This is a genomic window from Acinetobacter sp. CIP A162, from assembly GCF_000367905.1.
GTDB lineage: Bacteria > Pseudomonadota > Gammaproteobacteria > Pseudomonadales > Moraxellaceae > Acinetobacter > Acinetobacter lwoffii.
On the sequence record NZ_KB849159.1, the window covers coordinates 619090 to 634041 of the forward strand.

17 protein-coding genes are annotated in these 14952 nt (G+C 43.5%); 8 read left to right on the forward strand and 9 right to left on the reverse strand.

All coding sequences use genetic code 11. The features are described from left to right. Positions 1-34 precede the first annotated feature (34 nt). Positions 35-1207, reverse strand: coding sequence for an isovaleryl-CoA dehydrogenase (locus tag F995_RS09320; protein WP_004646592.1), 1173 nt, complete (start codon positions 1205-1207; stop codon positions 35-37). Positions 1208-1355: 148 nt separating this feature from the next. Here F995_RS09320 and F995_RS09325 point away from each other — a divergent pair, with 148 nt between their 5' ends. The 5 genes from F995_RS09325 to F995_RS09345 all read left to right on the forward strand — a co-directional run bounded on the left by F995_RS09325 (position 1356) and on the right by F995_RS09345 (position 6448). Further along, on the forward strand, positions 1356-1991 hold the full coding sequence (locus F995_RS09325) for a TetR/AcrR family transcriptional regulator (protein WP_005251442.1): 636 nt from the start codon (positions 1356-1358) through the stop codon (positions 1989-1991). A 98-nt stretch (positions 1992-2089) separates the two neighbouring features. Beyond that, entirely contained in the window at positions 2090-3778 is a 1689-nt protein-coding gene (locus F995_RS09330; RefSeq protein ID WP_004646595.1) for an AMP-binding protein, read from the forward strand. A 282-nt stretch (positions 3779-4060) separates the two neighbouring features. After that, a complete protein-coding gene (locus tag F995_RS09335; protein WP_004646596.1) occupies positions 4061-4729 on the forward strand; it encodes a class I SAM-dependent methyltransferase in 669 nt (222 codons plus the stop codon). Between the two features lie 62 nt (positions 4730-4791). After that, positions 4792-5589 carry a thioesterase family protein gene (locus F995_RS09340; RefSeq protein WP_004646597.1) on the forward strand — a complete coding sequence of 266 codons (798 nt, stop codon included), beginning with the start codon at positions 4792-4794 and terminating at the stop codon, positions 5587-5589. Positions 5590-5671: 82 nt separating this feature from the next. Beyond that, on the forward strand, positions 5672-6448 hold the full coding sequence (locus F995_RS09345) for a Rossmann-like and DUF2520 domain-containing protein (protein WP_004280112.1): 777 nt from the start codon (positions 5672-5674) through the stop codon (positions 6446-6448). Between the two features lie 93 nt (positions 6449-6541). On the opposite strand, the gene trmB is transcribed toward F995_RS09345, so the two are convergent. Beyond that, the gene (gene trmB, locus F995_RS09350; RefSeq protein WP_004280110.1) at positions 6542-7258 is read right to left on the reverse strand and encodes a tRNA (guanosine(46)-N7)-methyltransferase TrmB; all 717 of its coding nucleotides are present in this window, start codon (positions 7256-7258) and stop codon (positions 6542-6544) included. Between the two features lie 151 nt (positions 7259-7409). After that, a complete protein-coding gene (locus F995_RS09355; RefSeq protein ID WP_004646598.1) occupies positions 7410-8855 on the reverse strand; it encodes a SulP family inorganic anion transporter in 1446 nt (481 codons plus the stop codon). A 217-nt stretch (positions 8856-9072) separates the two neighbouring features. On the opposite strand from F995_RS09355, the gene F995_RS09360 reads away from it, so the two are divergent. Next, a complete protein-coding gene (locus F995_RS09360) occupies positions 9073-9684 on the forward strand; it encodes a glutathione binding-like protein (RefSeq protein ID WP_004646600.1) in 612 nt (203 codons plus the stop codon). Positions 9685-9737: 53 nt separating this feature from the next. On the opposite strand, the gene F995_RS09365 is transcribed toward F995_RS09360, so the two are convergent. The 5 genes from F995_RS09365 to F995_RS09385 form a co-directional block, all read right to left on the reverse strand. Further along, on the reverse strand, positions 9738-10520 hold the full coding sequence (locus F995_RS09365; RefSeq protein WP_004646601.1) for a thiazole synthase: 783 nt from the start codon (positions 10518-10520) through the stop codon (positions 9738-9740). 14 nt (positions 10521-10534) lie between these two features. Further along, positions 10535-10732, reverse strand: a complete 198-nt coding sequence (thiS, locus tag F995_RS09370) for a sulfur carrier protein ThiS (protein ID WP_004280105.1) — start codon at positions 10730-10732, stop codon at positions 10535-10537. A gap of 35 nt (positions 10733-10767) precedes the next feature. After that, complete coding sequence (locus F995_RS09375) at positions 10768-11133, reverse strand: DUF423 domain-containing protein (RefSeq protein ID WP_004280103.1); 366 nt, start codon at positions 11131-11133, stop codon at positions 10768-10770. Between the two features lie 119 nt (positions 11134-11252). Continuing rightward, a complete protein-coding gene (gene rpoH, locus F995_RS09380; protein WP_004280101.1) occupies positions 11253-12122 on the reverse strand; it encodes an RNA polymerase sigma factor RpoH in 870 nt (289 codons plus the stop codon). A gap of 136 nt (positions 12123-12258) precedes the next feature. Further along, positions 12259-12492: a sulfurtransferase TusA family protein gene (locus F995_RS09385; protein WP_026055754.1), complete on the reverse strand. Its 234-nt coding sequence runs from the start codon at positions 12490-12492 to the stop codon at positions 12259-12261. A 382-nt stretch (positions 12493-12874) separates the two neighbouring features. On the opposite strand from F995_RS09385, the gene F995_RS09390 reads away from it, so the two are divergent. Both F995_RS09390 and rhlB read left to right on the forward strand, forming a co-directional pair. After that, positions 12875-13090: a cold-shock protein gene (locus F995_RS09390; RefSeq protein ID WP_004280099.1), complete on the forward strand. Its 216-nt coding sequence runs from the start codon at positions 12875-12877 to the stop codon at positions 13088-13090. Between the two features lie 101 nt (positions 13091-13191). Continuing rightward, positions 13192-14343, forward strand: coding sequence for an ATP-dependent RNA helicase RhlB (gene rhlB, locus F995_RS09395; RefSeq protein ID WP_004646602.1), 1152 nt, complete (start codon positions 13192-13194; stop codon positions 14341-14343). Positions 14344-14404: 61 nt separating this feature from the next. On the opposite strand, the gene F995_RS09400 is transcribed toward rhlB, so the two are convergent. Next, the gene (locus F995_RS09400; protein ID WP_004646604.1) at positions 14405-14785 is read right to left on the reverse strand and encodes a hypothetical protein; all 381 of its coding nucleotides are present in this window, start codon (positions 14783-14785) and stop codon (positions 14405-14407) included. Positions 14786-14952 lie beyond the last annotated feature (167 nt).

Genomic DNA, 14952 nt, shown 5'->3' on the forward strand with positions numbered 1-14952 from the left:
ACCAACATCCTTGTTTTATTCTAAGTGTTAAGGTTTAGGCTGTTTCGTTGAAAAGTTCACGGCCAATCAGCATGCGGCGGATTTCTGAAGTACCGGCGCCAATTTCATACAGTTTGGCATCACGCCATAAACGGCCGGCAGCAAATTCGTTGATATAACCGTTACCACCTAAAGTCTGAATGGTTTCTCCTGCCATCCAGGTCGCTTTTTCAGCAGCATATAAAATGGCACTGGCAGCATCTTTACGCAGGCTACGGCTATGCTCAGCTTTGTCACATTCAGCACCGACCGCATAAACCAGTGCCTTACAGGCTAGCCAGGTCGAATACATGTCGGCAATTTTGCCTTGCATTAACTGGAATTCGCCCAGCGCCTGACCAAACTGTTTACGGTCATGAATATATGGAATCACGGTATCCATACAGGCATCCATAATCCCCAGTGGGCCAGCACTCAATACAGCACGCTCATAGTCCAGACCACTCATCAAGACCTTGGTGCCATTACCGACGCCGCCCATGACGTTTTCTTTCGGAACTTCAACATTGTCAAAAAACAGCGGATAAGTGTTTGAACCACGCATGCCGAGTTTGTCCAAATGGGTGCCGTGGCTAAAACCTGGCATATTTTTCTCAACCAGAAATGCAGTCATGCCTTTGGCACCGGCTTGCAAATCGGTTTTTGCATAGACCACCAGGACATCGGCATCGCCACCATTGGTGATCCACATTTTTGAACCATTCAACAGGTAGTGATCGCCTTTGTCTTCTGCTTTCAGTTTCATGCTCACCACATCCGAGCCTGCATTCGGTTCAGACATTGCCAAGGCACCGACATATTCACCTGAAATCAGTTTAGGCAGATAACGCTGTTTCTGTTCTTCAGTACCATTTCGCTTAATTTGGTTTACACATAGGTTAGAATGTGCGCCATAGGACAGCCCAATGGATGCAGAAGCACGGGAAATTTCCTGCATGGCAATGATGTGCGCCAGATAACCAAAATTTGAACCGCCATATTCCTCACTGACTGTCAGCCCGAGCAGGCCCATCTCGCCAAATTTTTTCCAAAGGTGAGCAGGGAACTCGTTGTCACGGTCAACCTGTTGAGCAATCGGGGTAATTTCTTTGGCGCAAAATGCGGCCACTGAATCACGAAGCGCTATTAGAGTTTCATCCAAACCGAAATCCAAGCTTTGTAAATTCATTCTTCATCCATCCTGAGGTTATATTTGTTGTGTCCAAAAAAGCATTGTTGTTGTGCTTGTGGTTTTAACATACAACGAAAAAATAAAAAAGTGAATCTATATTCACAAAATGATTTACAATTCATTTTATCTTGTTGAGATTAATTTTATGAGTTATAAAAGATCATCATTGATGCAGGAACGAATGGAACAAAATCGCCTGTCGATTTTGGAATCTGCTCGTGAACTGATTATTCAAGGGGGCTTGAAGGAGGCATCGATTCAGGCGATTGCAGAACGCGCAGGCGTTTCTACAGGGCTGGTCTATCGATATTTCGAAAGCAAAAGCCAGATTTTAATTGAGGTTTTGTCGGCCGCGATTCAGCATGAAGTCGGAATTCTGAACCATATTGCCGAGTCAGATTTATCGCCAAAACTGAAATTGCAAAAATCTGTTACAACTTTTGTCAAGCGTGCCATGAATAGCCCCCAATTGGCGTATTCACTGATGTTCGAACCGGTTGATCCGGAAATGGAACATGAGCGTTTTCGCAGTAAGCAGCTGCTTAAGCAGAGCATTAAGGAAATTCTGGCCGAAGGAAAGGTCAATGGAGAATTCGAATTTGAAGATTTGAATACGGCAGCATTAGGTGTGGTTGGTGCCATGACCTTTGTCGTGATTGAACCTTTAAATCCGTCCCGAAATGTCATGTTTGATCAGAAGTATAAGGATCACTTTGTCAAACAGATTGCCGATTTTTGTGTCAACGCAGTACGTGGGCAGGAGGAAAATTTACAAGCATAAACACACAAAAAACCGGTACACAGACAAGGTCGTCGTGGTCATAAAACAATTAGTAAAGTTGAAAATCAGAATTACAAAGAATCAAGGAGATCGATTCAATGACACAAGTACGGTTAAGCTATGCCTATGGAACCAGCAGCCAGCCTTTATTGGGCATGACGATTGGTGAAAAATTTGATCAGGCTTGCGAGCAGTATGCAGAACGTGATGCGGTAGTGAGTTTGCATCAGAACATACGCCTCAGTTACCGGCAGCTACAGGATCAGGTCAATGCCTTTGCCTGTCAGCTGCTGAAACTAGGTATGCAAAAAGGTGACCGTCTGGCAATCTGGTCGCCGAACTGTGTGGAATGGACCATTACCCAGTTTGCGGCCTTCAAGGCAGGCATTATTCTGGTGAACCTGAATCCGGCCTATAAAAGCAATGAGCTTGAATATGTGCTAAACAAGGTCTCCTGTAAGGGACTGGTGATTGCAGCGCAGTTTAAGACGACGGACTATCAGGAAATTCTGACTAAAATTGCACCGGAATTGCAGGAAACCGAGGATAAGTTCCTTAATGCAGAGCGTCTGCCGCATTTAAAACATGTAATTAAAATTGATGACCAGCAGCATACCGGCATCCACCGGTTTCAGGATTTGCTGAGCTCGCCTGGCGAACAAGAGCTGCAACAACTGCAACAGATCTCCAGTGAACTGCAGTTCGATGAAACCATTAATATCCAGTTTACCTCGGGCACCACCGGCAATCCGAAAGGCACCATGCTGACCCATAATAATATTTTAAATAACGGGTACTTTGTTGGCGAAGCCATTCATTTAGGGCCAGAAGACCGTGTCTGTATTTCAGTTCCTTTATTTCACTGCTTTGGTATGGTCATGGGCAATCTGGCCTGTATTACGCATGGTTCCGCCATGATTTATCCGTCTGCCGTGTTTAATCCATTAGAAACCTTAAAAGCCATTCAGCAGGAAAGATGTACCGCGGCTTATGGTGTGCCAACCATGTTTATCGCCATTCTTGAGCATGAACAGTTTGACGAATTTGACCTGTCCAGTCTGCGTACCGGGATTATGGCGGGTAGTCCATGTCCGCAGGAAATTATGCAGCGCGTGATTGAACGGATGCATATGTCTGAAATCACGATTTGTTATGGCATGACTGAAACCGCACCCGTCAGTGCACAAAGCTCAACGGCAGACAGTGTCGAGCAACGTGTCAGTACGGTTGGCCGGGTACATCCGCATCTGGAAGTTAAAATTGTCGATGAAAATGGCAAGGTGGTTCCACGCGGCCAATTGGGTGAGCTGTGTGTACGTGGTTATTCAGTGATGCTCGGTTATTGGGAAGATCAGGATAAAACCCAGGAAGTGATTGATGCGGCGCGCTGGATGCATACCGGTGATATCGCTGAAATGGATGATGAAGGCTTTGTCAAAATCAAGGGCCGAATCAAGGACGTGGTGATTCGTGGAGGGGAAAACCTGTTCCCGAAAGAAATTGAAGATTTCCTTTATACCCATCCGGCAGTTTCGGACGTACAGGTAATTGGGGTGCCAGACCATAAATATGGAGAAGAGCTGTGTGCTTGTATCATCCTGCATGAAAATGATCCATGTACTGAAGAAACCATCCGTCAGTATTGTAAGGAGCATATTTCTCACAACAAAGTGCCGCGTTATGTGCGTTTCTTCCAGGAATTTCCAATGACGGCTTCAGGTAAGGCGCAGAAGTTCAAATTGCGTGAATTTATGCGTGAAGAGCTGAACTTGAAAGAGATTGCTTAAATTATATTGATGCGATTCTTAAGTGGGGCAAAGCAGTATTTAATGCATGCATTGCCTCCATTTGTATAACGGCTTCGATATCAATGTTCAGGCTTTTCTTACTTTTGATGGGCCAAAAGTAAGCAAAGTCCCTTTATTTTGCTGAAGGGACTTCCATGTCGCCGGGCCTATGATCAAATTTCAAGAAAACAGCAAATAAGATCAAGCTATAAGATTTAAATATTCAATCTATCTAAAGACCCGCCTGAGTTTTAGATTCGTGCATAGATTTAGAGTAAAAATATGGCAAAAAACTTTCACAGTGAAGTCGTGGTCGCTAGTTATGACGATCATATCCGTAAACTGATTCCCGGTTATGAACTGGTGCATCAGCAGATTGAAGCAATTTTCAGCATTGAACTCCTGAAAACCGCTCATATATTGATAATAGGTTGCGGAACAGGTTATGAACTGTCCTATTTATTGCAGCGTTATCCAGACTGGACCTTTACTGCAATTGATCCATCAGCAGCTATGCTGGAACAGGCCAGTAAAAATCTGAATTCTATAGATCGACAAAGGGTGAAATTCGTCCAAAGTATGATTCAAGATTTGAATCAGCCAGATACGTTTGATGCTGCGTTAGCCATTCTGGTGGCACATTTCATTTCAAATTCCGAAAAAAACGGATTTTTTCAGGCTATCCAGCAGTGTCTTAAAACCAATGGTCTTGCATTGACCTATGACCTGATGCAACCCGAAGATCAGCAAGACATCAAAATTATGCAGAAGCTGGCACAACAGACAGGGTTAAGCGTGGTGCAAAGTAACAAGATGGTTGAACGCTTGGAGCAGGATTTTCACTTGTTATCTGCACAAAATTTTAAAGCGCTTTTAACCAAAGTCGGATTTAAACAGTGCAAGATTTATTGTCAAATCATGAATTATCATGGCTTTTTGATACGAAAATAAAGATCAAAGAACTTTTTGCAAATTCTAAAGTTTAAGAGAATATTCAGGGAAGTATTAAAACAATGTCGGCATATTACAGTTTTATTCAGCGCGAACAGCATGCAGATGGCAGTACCACGGCCTATTATAGTTCTAATATTCATGCACAAGGTGCATGGAATCCGCATGAGCAGCACATGGCGCCAGCCACCGGTATTCTATGCGTCGAACTGGAACAGTTTCAGCCACGTGCTGACATGCGTATTGGTCGGGTCGGGCTGGATATTTTTGGCCTGATAGCCTTTGGTGAGTTTTCAATTACCACGCGCATGATCCGTCCGGGTAAAACCATCGAACTGGTTGAAGCTGAAATGTGTGCCAATGGGAAAACCTGCATTGTGGCACGTGCCTGGAGAATGCTAACTTCAGATACCAAGGCCATTGCCGGAGTGGAAGACTTTCCGATCGAAAGTCCAGAATATTTACCTATTTGGGAGGGTATGCGTTGCTGGCCAGGCGGTTATATCCAGAGTATTGAAACCCGGGCACATGCCGACCATCGTGCAGGCAAGGGCATTGTCTGGTTAAGAAATTCGCTGGACATGGTAGAAGGCCAACCGACGACAGACTTTAGCCGTTTGCTTGGTATGGTCGATACGGCCAATGGCATCGTGCCACGTCAAGACCCGAATTCCGGTTGGGGATTTCCGAATCTGGACCTGCAGATTCATATGCACCGTCTGCCGCAGGGTAAATGGCTGGGACTGGAAGTGGTGCAGCAATATGGTGAAGATGGTATTGGTCTGACCAGCGGGATTCTGCATGATGTTCATGGACCTTTTGGTCGAAGTGAACAGATTCTGACCCTGCGAAAGTTCTAAAGTCTATTCGAAACATCAAGGCCAATTGCCTCAATCTTTATTTATTGGCATGCTGTGCGTAATTTATCAGGAAGAACAGCAGATGCGGATCAGTATGATTGGGGCAGGGCGAGTGGCATATCATCTTGCCCTTGTATTGTCAGCACACCATGAGATCGTACAGATCTACAGTCGAACCCTAGAAAAAGCACAATATCTGGCTGAGCAATTCAACGCTCAGGCCATCGCTCAGCCTCAACAGCTGGATCATGAGGTGGATCTGGTCATTATCGCGGTCAGTGATCAGTCGATTGCCAACGTCATTGAACAGATTCATCCGTATCTACAGCAGAATCTGATCGTACATACCTCTGGCAGCACCCATCTCAATTTACTGAAAAATGTGCATGCGCGTGCAGGCGTATTTTATCCTTTACAGACCTTTAGTCTCGAACGCCAGATTGATTGGCAGCAGACGCCACTGTTGATTGAAGCGGTGAATGAACAGGACCAAATCCTGTTATTAGAACTGGCAAATAGCCTAAGCAATCGTGTTTATACTTATAGTTCCAGTCAACGTCTCAGTTTGCATCTTGCAGCGGTATTTGCCTGTAATTTTGCCAATTACTGTTATGACATGGCCAAGCAGGTGGTTGATGTACAACAGGTCGATTTCAGTTTGTTGTATCCCTTAATGCTGGAAACTGCCAATAAAGCCACTCAGAATGATCCCAAACAAATGCAGACCGGCCCAGCGATGCGTGGTGATCAGAATATCTTGAATATGCATCAGCAGATGTTAGCCAATATGCAGCGAGAAGATTTACAAAATGTCTATCAGTTGTTGAGCCAGCAGATTCTCACGCGTCATCAGAAATGAAGAAGCTGATAATTTATCTACGAAGCAGGGTTCAAAGCCAAATTTTTCCCATAAAAAAGCGCTGAATAATCAGCGCTTTTTTTGAGTCTTAGATTAAGAAATTTTCTTAAAGATAAAATCATTAATCTTGTGACCTGCTTCAATCCCGCGACGTTCAAACTTGGTTTGTGGACGCCATTCCGGACGAGGATAGCTATTGCCTTTGCCCGCCAGATTTTCCAGACGTGGACGTTCTTCCAATACTTCTATCATCCATTCCGCATACGGTTCCCAGTCCGTTGCAGCATGGAAAGTTCCGCCAAGCTCCAGCTTTTGCTCCACCAGCGGCATACGGTCATGCGAAACAAAGCGGCGTTTAAAATGACGTTTTTTCTGCCATGGATCAGGGAAGTATAACTGAACTGCATTAATACTATTGTCTGGCATTTCACGTAATACCTGAATTGCATCAGCATCCAGCACACGTAAGTTCGTTAGGCCTTCAATACCTGCTTCATACACGCACTGCGCAATTCCAGGTACATGGACTTCAATTCCGACAAAGTTACGTTCAGGATTAGCTTTGGCCATCAATACCAGTGAACGGCCCATACCAAAACCAATTTCTACAGTCAAAGGACGTTCAGGATGTTCAAAGTGCTGACGCAAATCACCGACTGGATATTCCAAAATTAAGTGACCATATTGTTCAAGCGCAGTACGTTGAGAGGTATTCAGCGGCATTGAGCGGCGCATAAACGTCACGATTTCACGGTGCTCGCTTAAGTTTTCCAGCTCCACGACTTGCTGGTCTAATTGATCGTTCGACATAACTTTGGCAAATCTAAAAATTCAGAATGCGGTATTTTAAGTCCTGAGCCGAGCAAGTCAAACTTTTCTCGGTATTTCTCCATAAAAATTGGCGAGATCTTCCAGATAAAATAAAAGAGCCAATTGAGGCTCTTTTATTAATCATCGTTCATCAGCTACTAAAACGGTCAATCAGTGTACTGCTGGCTTCATTTAAACCGATTACTGTTACGTCTATATTTTGGGCTTTAAATTTCTGGATCACATTATTCAACATATTTACCGAAGTCACGTCCCAGATATGTGCGTGGGTTAGATCCAGTTCCACATGCTCAAGCTTCTCTTTAAAATCAAAGAACTGATAGAATTTTTCTGTACTGCTGAAGAATATCTGTCCGGAAATAATATAGCTGCGTGAATGAGCCGAATTCGAATGTGTATGCACATGTACGGTTCTTTCCAATTTATTAATAAAGAACAGAGCAGAAAGCAGCACGCCGACAAATACACCGAGTGCCAGATTATGAGTGGCAAGCACGACAATAATCACGGCAATCATCACGGTATTAAATTCCAGTGGATGTTTGCTGAATTGCTTGATTGCTCCCCATTGGAAGGTGGTAAATGCCACCATAATCATGATTGCAACCAGTGCTGCCATCGGAATATAAGCCAGCCAGTCTTTCAGGAATACCACCAGACAGAGCAGAAATACCCCAGCGACCAGAGTCGATAAACGGGTACGTGCCCCTGAAGACACATTGATAATTGACTGGCCGATCATGGCACAACCGGCCATCCCGCCCATAAAGCCGCTGACAATATTGGCCATACCCTGACCACGACATTCCTGATGACGGTCACCTTCAGTTCCGGTCACTTCATCAATGACCGTAGTGGTCATCATGCTTTCCAGCAAACCGACAGTCGCCAAGGTAAAGGAATAAGGCAGGATAATTTGCAAGGTTTCCAGATTGAGTGGAATTTCTGGAATCAGGAATACTGGCAAAGTATCCGGGAATTGTCCAAGATCGCTCACGGTACGCATATCTGCACTTAACAACAGCGCCAACCCGCTTAATACGATAATACAGATTAAAGGTGAGGGAATGGCTTTGCCAATTTTCGGGATATACGGAAACAGATAAATAATTGCCAGACCAATCGCAATAAACAGATAACCGGTGCTATCCATCCGGTTAATTTCCGGGATTTGTGCCACAAATATCAGGATCGCCAAGGCATTCAAAAATCCGTATACCACCGCCTGCGATACAAAGCGCATTAATTTAGCGACTTTAAAATAACCCGCAATGACCTGAATGATGCCGGTCAGAATTGTGGCAGCCAACAGATATTGCAAACCATGTTCTTTTACCAAGGTAATCATCAAAAGTGCCATTGCGCCTGTAGCCGCAGAGATCATGGCAGGACGGCCACCAAAAAAGGCAATGGATACTGCAATGCAGAAAGAGGCATATAAACCGACTTGCGGATCGACACCGGCAATGGCAGAGAAGGCAATTGATTCAGGAATCAGGGCAAGTCCCACCACCAGACCTGCCAATACATCTGTGCGGATATTGGAAAACCATTCTTCTTTTTTCAGGCTAATCACGAAATATCATCTAAATTTGGAAAACCTGTGTATGTTAAACAGATAGAGATAAAAATCTACACAAGATTGACTTGCAAAAGCCCGGAATATCCTGAATATTGAATGAGTAACTGCCCTGAGGTGACAGTTACGCTTTTTTGCAATTTACAGGTTTGATCACTTGAAAGTTTGTCAGAAGCGATTTAAAACATTGAGAAGTGTATAACAAGGATCAGAAATGAAGCTTTACTATTCACCAGGTGCCTGCTCACTGGCAGCACATATTATTTTAAATGAAATTAATGTCGATTTTGATTTGGAACGTGTTGATTTAAAAACACATAAAACAGAAAAAGGTACGGATTATTACGAAGTTAATCCTAAAGGTTATGTACCAGCGTTAGAAATTAACCCTGGTCTGATCCTGACAGAAAATGTTGCAATTCTACCGTTTCTTGCTCAACACGATCCAAAACAAGATCTGATTCCGCCATCGGGCATGGGACGTGCCAAGGTACTTGAATGGCTAGGTTATCTGAATTCTGAACTACATGATGCCTATGCGGTGTTCTTCGGTGGCAAGTTATCCGACGATGAAAAGAAAAAAGCCTATGCAGAGGTTGATCGCCTATTAAGTTATATCGATAAAGCGATTGGTGAATCAGACAATGATTATCTGGTGGATGATAACTTTGGCCCTGCGGATGCTTATCTGTTTGTCTTGACCAACTGGTCGAACCAGATTGAGCATGATCTGAGTCCATATAAAAATATTATTCATATCCGTAATAAGGTGGCAGAACGTCAGTCTGTACAGATTGCCATGCGTGATGAAGGTCTGATTCCTTAATTACTGGAAAAATAAAGGACTCCATCGAGTCCTTTATTTTTGTTGATGAAAATTTATTTAAAGAAATAGCCGGTTTCCGGCGAGCTGGCATTGGCCATACGCTTGCGCGGCATACGGCCTGCAAGAAAAGCTTCTCGGCCTGCTTCAACTGCTTTTTTCATCGCAGATGCCATCAAGACCGGATTTTGTGCAGCTGCAATCGCCGTATTCATGAGTACACCATCACAACCCAGTTCCATCGCAATCGCGGCATCACTTGCTGTACCGACACCGGCATCGACCAGGACAGGAACTTTGGCATTTTCCTTGATGATTGACAGGGTGTGTGGATTCAGAATGCCCAGACCAGAACCAATCAGGCTACCCAATGGCATAATCGCAACACAGCCCATGCTTTCCAGCTCTTGCGCCACGATTGGATCATCCGAGGTATAAACCATGATCTCAAAGCCATCGTCAATCAAGGTACGAGCGGCTTTCAATGTTTCAGTCACGTTTGGATAAAGCGTTTTTTCATCACCTAAAACTTCAAGTTTGACCAGATTGTGGCCATCGAGCAACTCACGCGCCAGCATACAGGTGCGGACGGCACTATTGGCATCGAAGCAACCTGCAGTATTCGGCAAAATGGTATATTTTTCCGGAGGAATCACTGATAGCAGATTCGGCTGGTCAGGATCTTGGCCAATATTGACACGGCGAATAGCGACAGTGACAATCTCTGCACCACTGGTTTCAATGGCCTGCTGAGTTTCATTTAAATCTTTGTATTTGCCCGTGCCTACCAAAAGGCGTGACTGGAATTGGCGTGAACCAATCTGTAATAAATCTTGCATAATTGTCCCGAGTATTAGCCGCCACCGACCGCGTGAATAATTTCTATTTTGTCTGTATCGCAAATTGGCGTATCGCCCAATCTGCTTTTAGGAATAATCATTTCATTGACTTCAACTGCAAAACGCTTACCCTCAAGCGCCATACTCTGAATCAGTTCCAGCAGATTCTTGCAGTGAGTTTCCTGTTGTTCGCCATTGATGTAAATCATCATTCTAGCAACCCTCCATGATTAAGTGTTGTTCAAACTTATCTGGCGTATTTTAAAGCATTCCAGGCCAGAATTAACCATCCGGCAATCATTAAAGCCCCGCCGATGGGCGTAATAGCACCTAAACCGCGGGGTAATCCTAAGGCCATGATATACAGTGAGCCAGAAAACAGTAAAATGCCGACCTGAATCAGACCGAAGCTCCATTGAATGGGCAATGCAGGGATGACTTTCGCCAGTAAAGAAAGAATCAATAGTCCTAAGGCATGATAGAAAAAATAATCCGTTGCCGTTTGCCACCAGCCGAGCTGTGCTTCAGTCGCCCGCGCTTTTAAACCATGTGCACCAAAAGCACCGAGCATGACTGCAAGTGCCAAATTAAGTGCTGAAATCGCAATCCACATTTGAATTGATCTTCCTGATAAAGTTTGCGCTCAACCTTAGCATAAATTCAAAATGCGGACATAAAAAAGCCTTCATCAAAGAAGGCTTTTTCGAGGTAAATCAGTAACAGAATTTGGTGTTAATTGGATGACATCGCCACTTTAATTTTTTCCATGGCATTTTTTTCCAGCTGACGAATACGTTCCGCAGAAACATTATATTCGGCTGCAAGTTCGTGCAGGGTCGATTTCTCGTCATCTAGCCAGCGACGCTGCAAGATATTACGTGAACGATCATCGAGCTGATCCATGGCTTCATGCAGAGCAGAGGTACTTTGCTCCTCATAGTCTTCATTTTCAATCAGACGAGCCGGGTCATAACGGTTATCTTCAAGATATAATGCTGGTGCCACATGGGTTGAACCTTCATCGTCGTCATCGCTTGAAGCATCAAAAGCCGCATCATACGCCGTCAGACGGCCTTCCATTTCCAGTACTTGTTCTGGTGTGACATTTAAATCATTGGCAATAGACTGTGCTTCTGCGAGCGTCAACTTTTTCGATGATTTCTTCAGGCTGCGCAGATTAAAGAACAGTTTACGTTGCGCTTTAGTGGTGGCGATTTTCACAATACGCCAGTTACGGATCACATATTCGTGAATTTCCGCCTTGATCCAGTGCACGGCAAATGACACAAGACGTACGCCCATATTCGGGTCAAAACGTTTTACAGCTTTCATCAGGCCCAGGTTGCCTTCCTGAATCAGGTCACCTTGTGGCAAACCATAACCTGCATAACTACGCGCAATATGTACTACAAAACGCAAATGCGACATGACCAGCATTTTCGCTGCATCTAAATCTTGGTCATAATAATAGCGTTCAGCCAACTCTTTTTCTTGTTCGGCCGTTAAAATCGGAATCTGATTGACAGTGCTGATATAAGCACCGAGGTTGACACCTGGCGCCGATAATGACAGGGGCATTAACTGATTGCGGCTGTCACTCATGTGTTCTCCTTGAAGTGCGGGATAACCCTAAACTAGGTTTTATCTTAATCCAATCTCTCCGCAAATAATGGATATTTGGGTAGAGAAATGTAAAAAAGTATACGAAAGTGAAGATCAACAGTTTAATTGAAAATTTTTAAGATTCAATTAAGTAGTGAAACTCTGTATCAGAAATTTTTTTAGATTCAAGCTTGAGCTGATGCAGCTGACAATAGCGGCTGACATCTGTCTGGCTATGCGGATCAGATGATTTCAGCAGGAATGTTTTCTGATTTCCGGCCTTTAGTGCGCGCTTTAACATTAATAGCGGCATCGGGCACGGTTTTCCCATAGCGTCTATAAGGCTGAATTGCGCTGGATATTCGGACATTGCGGTTTTATTTAGATAGCAGAAAAGGCTATAAATAGTAGCAAATATGATGCCAGAACCAAACTGGTTTCAGAAAAAGAAGATCTAAATGACTTTATAAAGTCTTTTGACAATTTTCATGAAAAAAATAACTAAATCAAACAGAACATGCTAAAAAAAATCTATTAATTGTGATAAACCCATGTTAAGCTCGTTGCGTATTTGGGACTTTGAATAAACAAAGTGATTGTTTTTCACCCTATTACATAAATGGATGTAACCGGGATTTTGTTGATAGTTTTACAGAATGATTACAAGCTTAAAAATAATATTTTCAAACTTGTTTGCTCTGCTGTTTGCAACACCGGGTGGTCCTTCTTTTAGTTTCAATGAGGATTAACTTATGACAGCTGCTCGCGAACAAGGCGTAGTTAAGTGGTTTAACGATACTAAAGGCTTCGGCTTTATTCAACGTAATGGCGGCGATGACGTATTCGTTCATTTCCGTGCTATCCAAGGTGACGGTCACCGTTCACTTCGTGACGGCCAACGTGTTGAATTCAGTGTTGTTAAAGGCCAAAAAGGCTTTCAAGCTGAAGAAGTTCAACCATTAGACTAATCTTCGGATTAAGCTAAAAAGAAAACGCTCCAATATAACTTGGGGCGTTTTTTGTTTATACTATTCCTATCTTAGTGATTACCCAATTAGAGCACCGCTTTATGTCATCTGGTTTTGAAACCTTAAATTTACATCCCAATCTAAAAAAAGCGATTGATGCTTTAGGCTTTACCACCATGACGCCTATCCAGCAGAAGGTTTTGAAATTCACGCTGGCAGGACATGATGCAATTGGTCGTGCACAGACTGGTACAGGTAAAACTGCGGCCTTTTTAATTAGTATCATGAACGATCTGTTAAATAATCCGATTCAGGAACAACGTTATCGTGGTGAGCCGCGCGCGCTAATTCTGGCACCGACCCGTGAACTGGCATTGCAAATTGAAAGCGATGCACAGCACCTGGCGAAATATGCGGGTTTGCATGTGGTGACCTTGCTGGGTGGTGTGGATTTTGACAAGCAAAAGAACCAGCTTAATAAAGCGCCTGTCGATATTATGGTGGCTACACCAGGTCGTCTGATTGATTTTGTAGAACAAAAAGAAGTCTGGCTGGATCAGATTGAATTTTTAGTCATTGATGAAGCAGACCGTCTACTGGATATGGGTTTCATTCCATCGGTTAAACGGATTGTACGTTTCTCGCCGCGTAAAGAGCAGCGTCAGACTTTAATGTTCTCCGCAACATTTAGCTATGATGTGTTGAATCTTGCGCAGCAATGGCTGTTTGAACCGGTTACGGTTGAAATTGAGCCAGAAAAGAAAACCAATGCTGATGTCGAGCAACGGGTTTATATGGTGGCAAAATCAGATAAATATAAATTGTTGCAAGAAATTCTGCGTGATGAGCCGATTGAGAAAGTCATGATTTTTGCTAACCGTCGGGATCAGGTACGCAAACTTTATGATCATTTAAAACGGGATGGTTATAAGGTGGTGATGTTGTCTGGTGAAATCGCGCAAGATAAACGCACGAAAATGTTAGATCAATTTAAAAATGGTCAGCATAATATTATGATTGCGACGGATGTGGCAGGACGTGGTATTCATGTAGATAACGTATCCCATGTGGTGAACTTTACCTTGCCAGAACAGTCAGATGATTATGTACATCGTATTGGTCGTACAGGCCGTGCCGGTGCGCAAGGTGTAAGTATCAGTTTCTTGTCCGAAGATGATGCGTTCTATCTTCCGGAAATTGAAAAAGCCATTGGTCAAAAATTGCCTTTGACCCGTCTGGAAGGTTATTGTTAATCCAGACCATAGAAAAACCGCTCTTTAAGAGCGGTTTTTTATTGCGCTATGGTTTATTAGCTTATTTGGCCTGACAGCGGAATGTAAGAACCGTCTGATAATCATCATTCTGGTTTAAACCGGTATTGGTACCTGCGATATTCCCGAGAACGGTAGCTGCTGCCTGGATCATCTGACCTGTTTGTTCATCGACCACGCCTTTTAAAGCGCCGTTATAAGCTGTCTTTTCATCCACAATAATTGGGGTTGATCGAGAGCCACAGGCTTTATTGGCCGCAGTAATCGCATTGTTTTTCGAGGTCAGTTGATTTTTACCTAATCCGGTCACCTCATACTGGTTATTTTCCTTTTGCACTGCCAATGCAGTCGGGTTTGAGGCACAAGCAGTAAGCAGTAATGCAGAAATAGCTAATCCGCTGAAAGCGATTGTTTTTTTCATCATAAAATCTCAAGTAAATACGATGCTGAATATTTCAACACAGCAAGCAGCGCAGATTTTGTAGCTGTTGTATAGGTTTGGCAATTTTTGGTATAGCTCTATGTGACTTAGGTGAAAAATAGAGCAGTACGGGCTTGAAAAACCAAGCAAGTTTATTTTTAAGTGTTGAT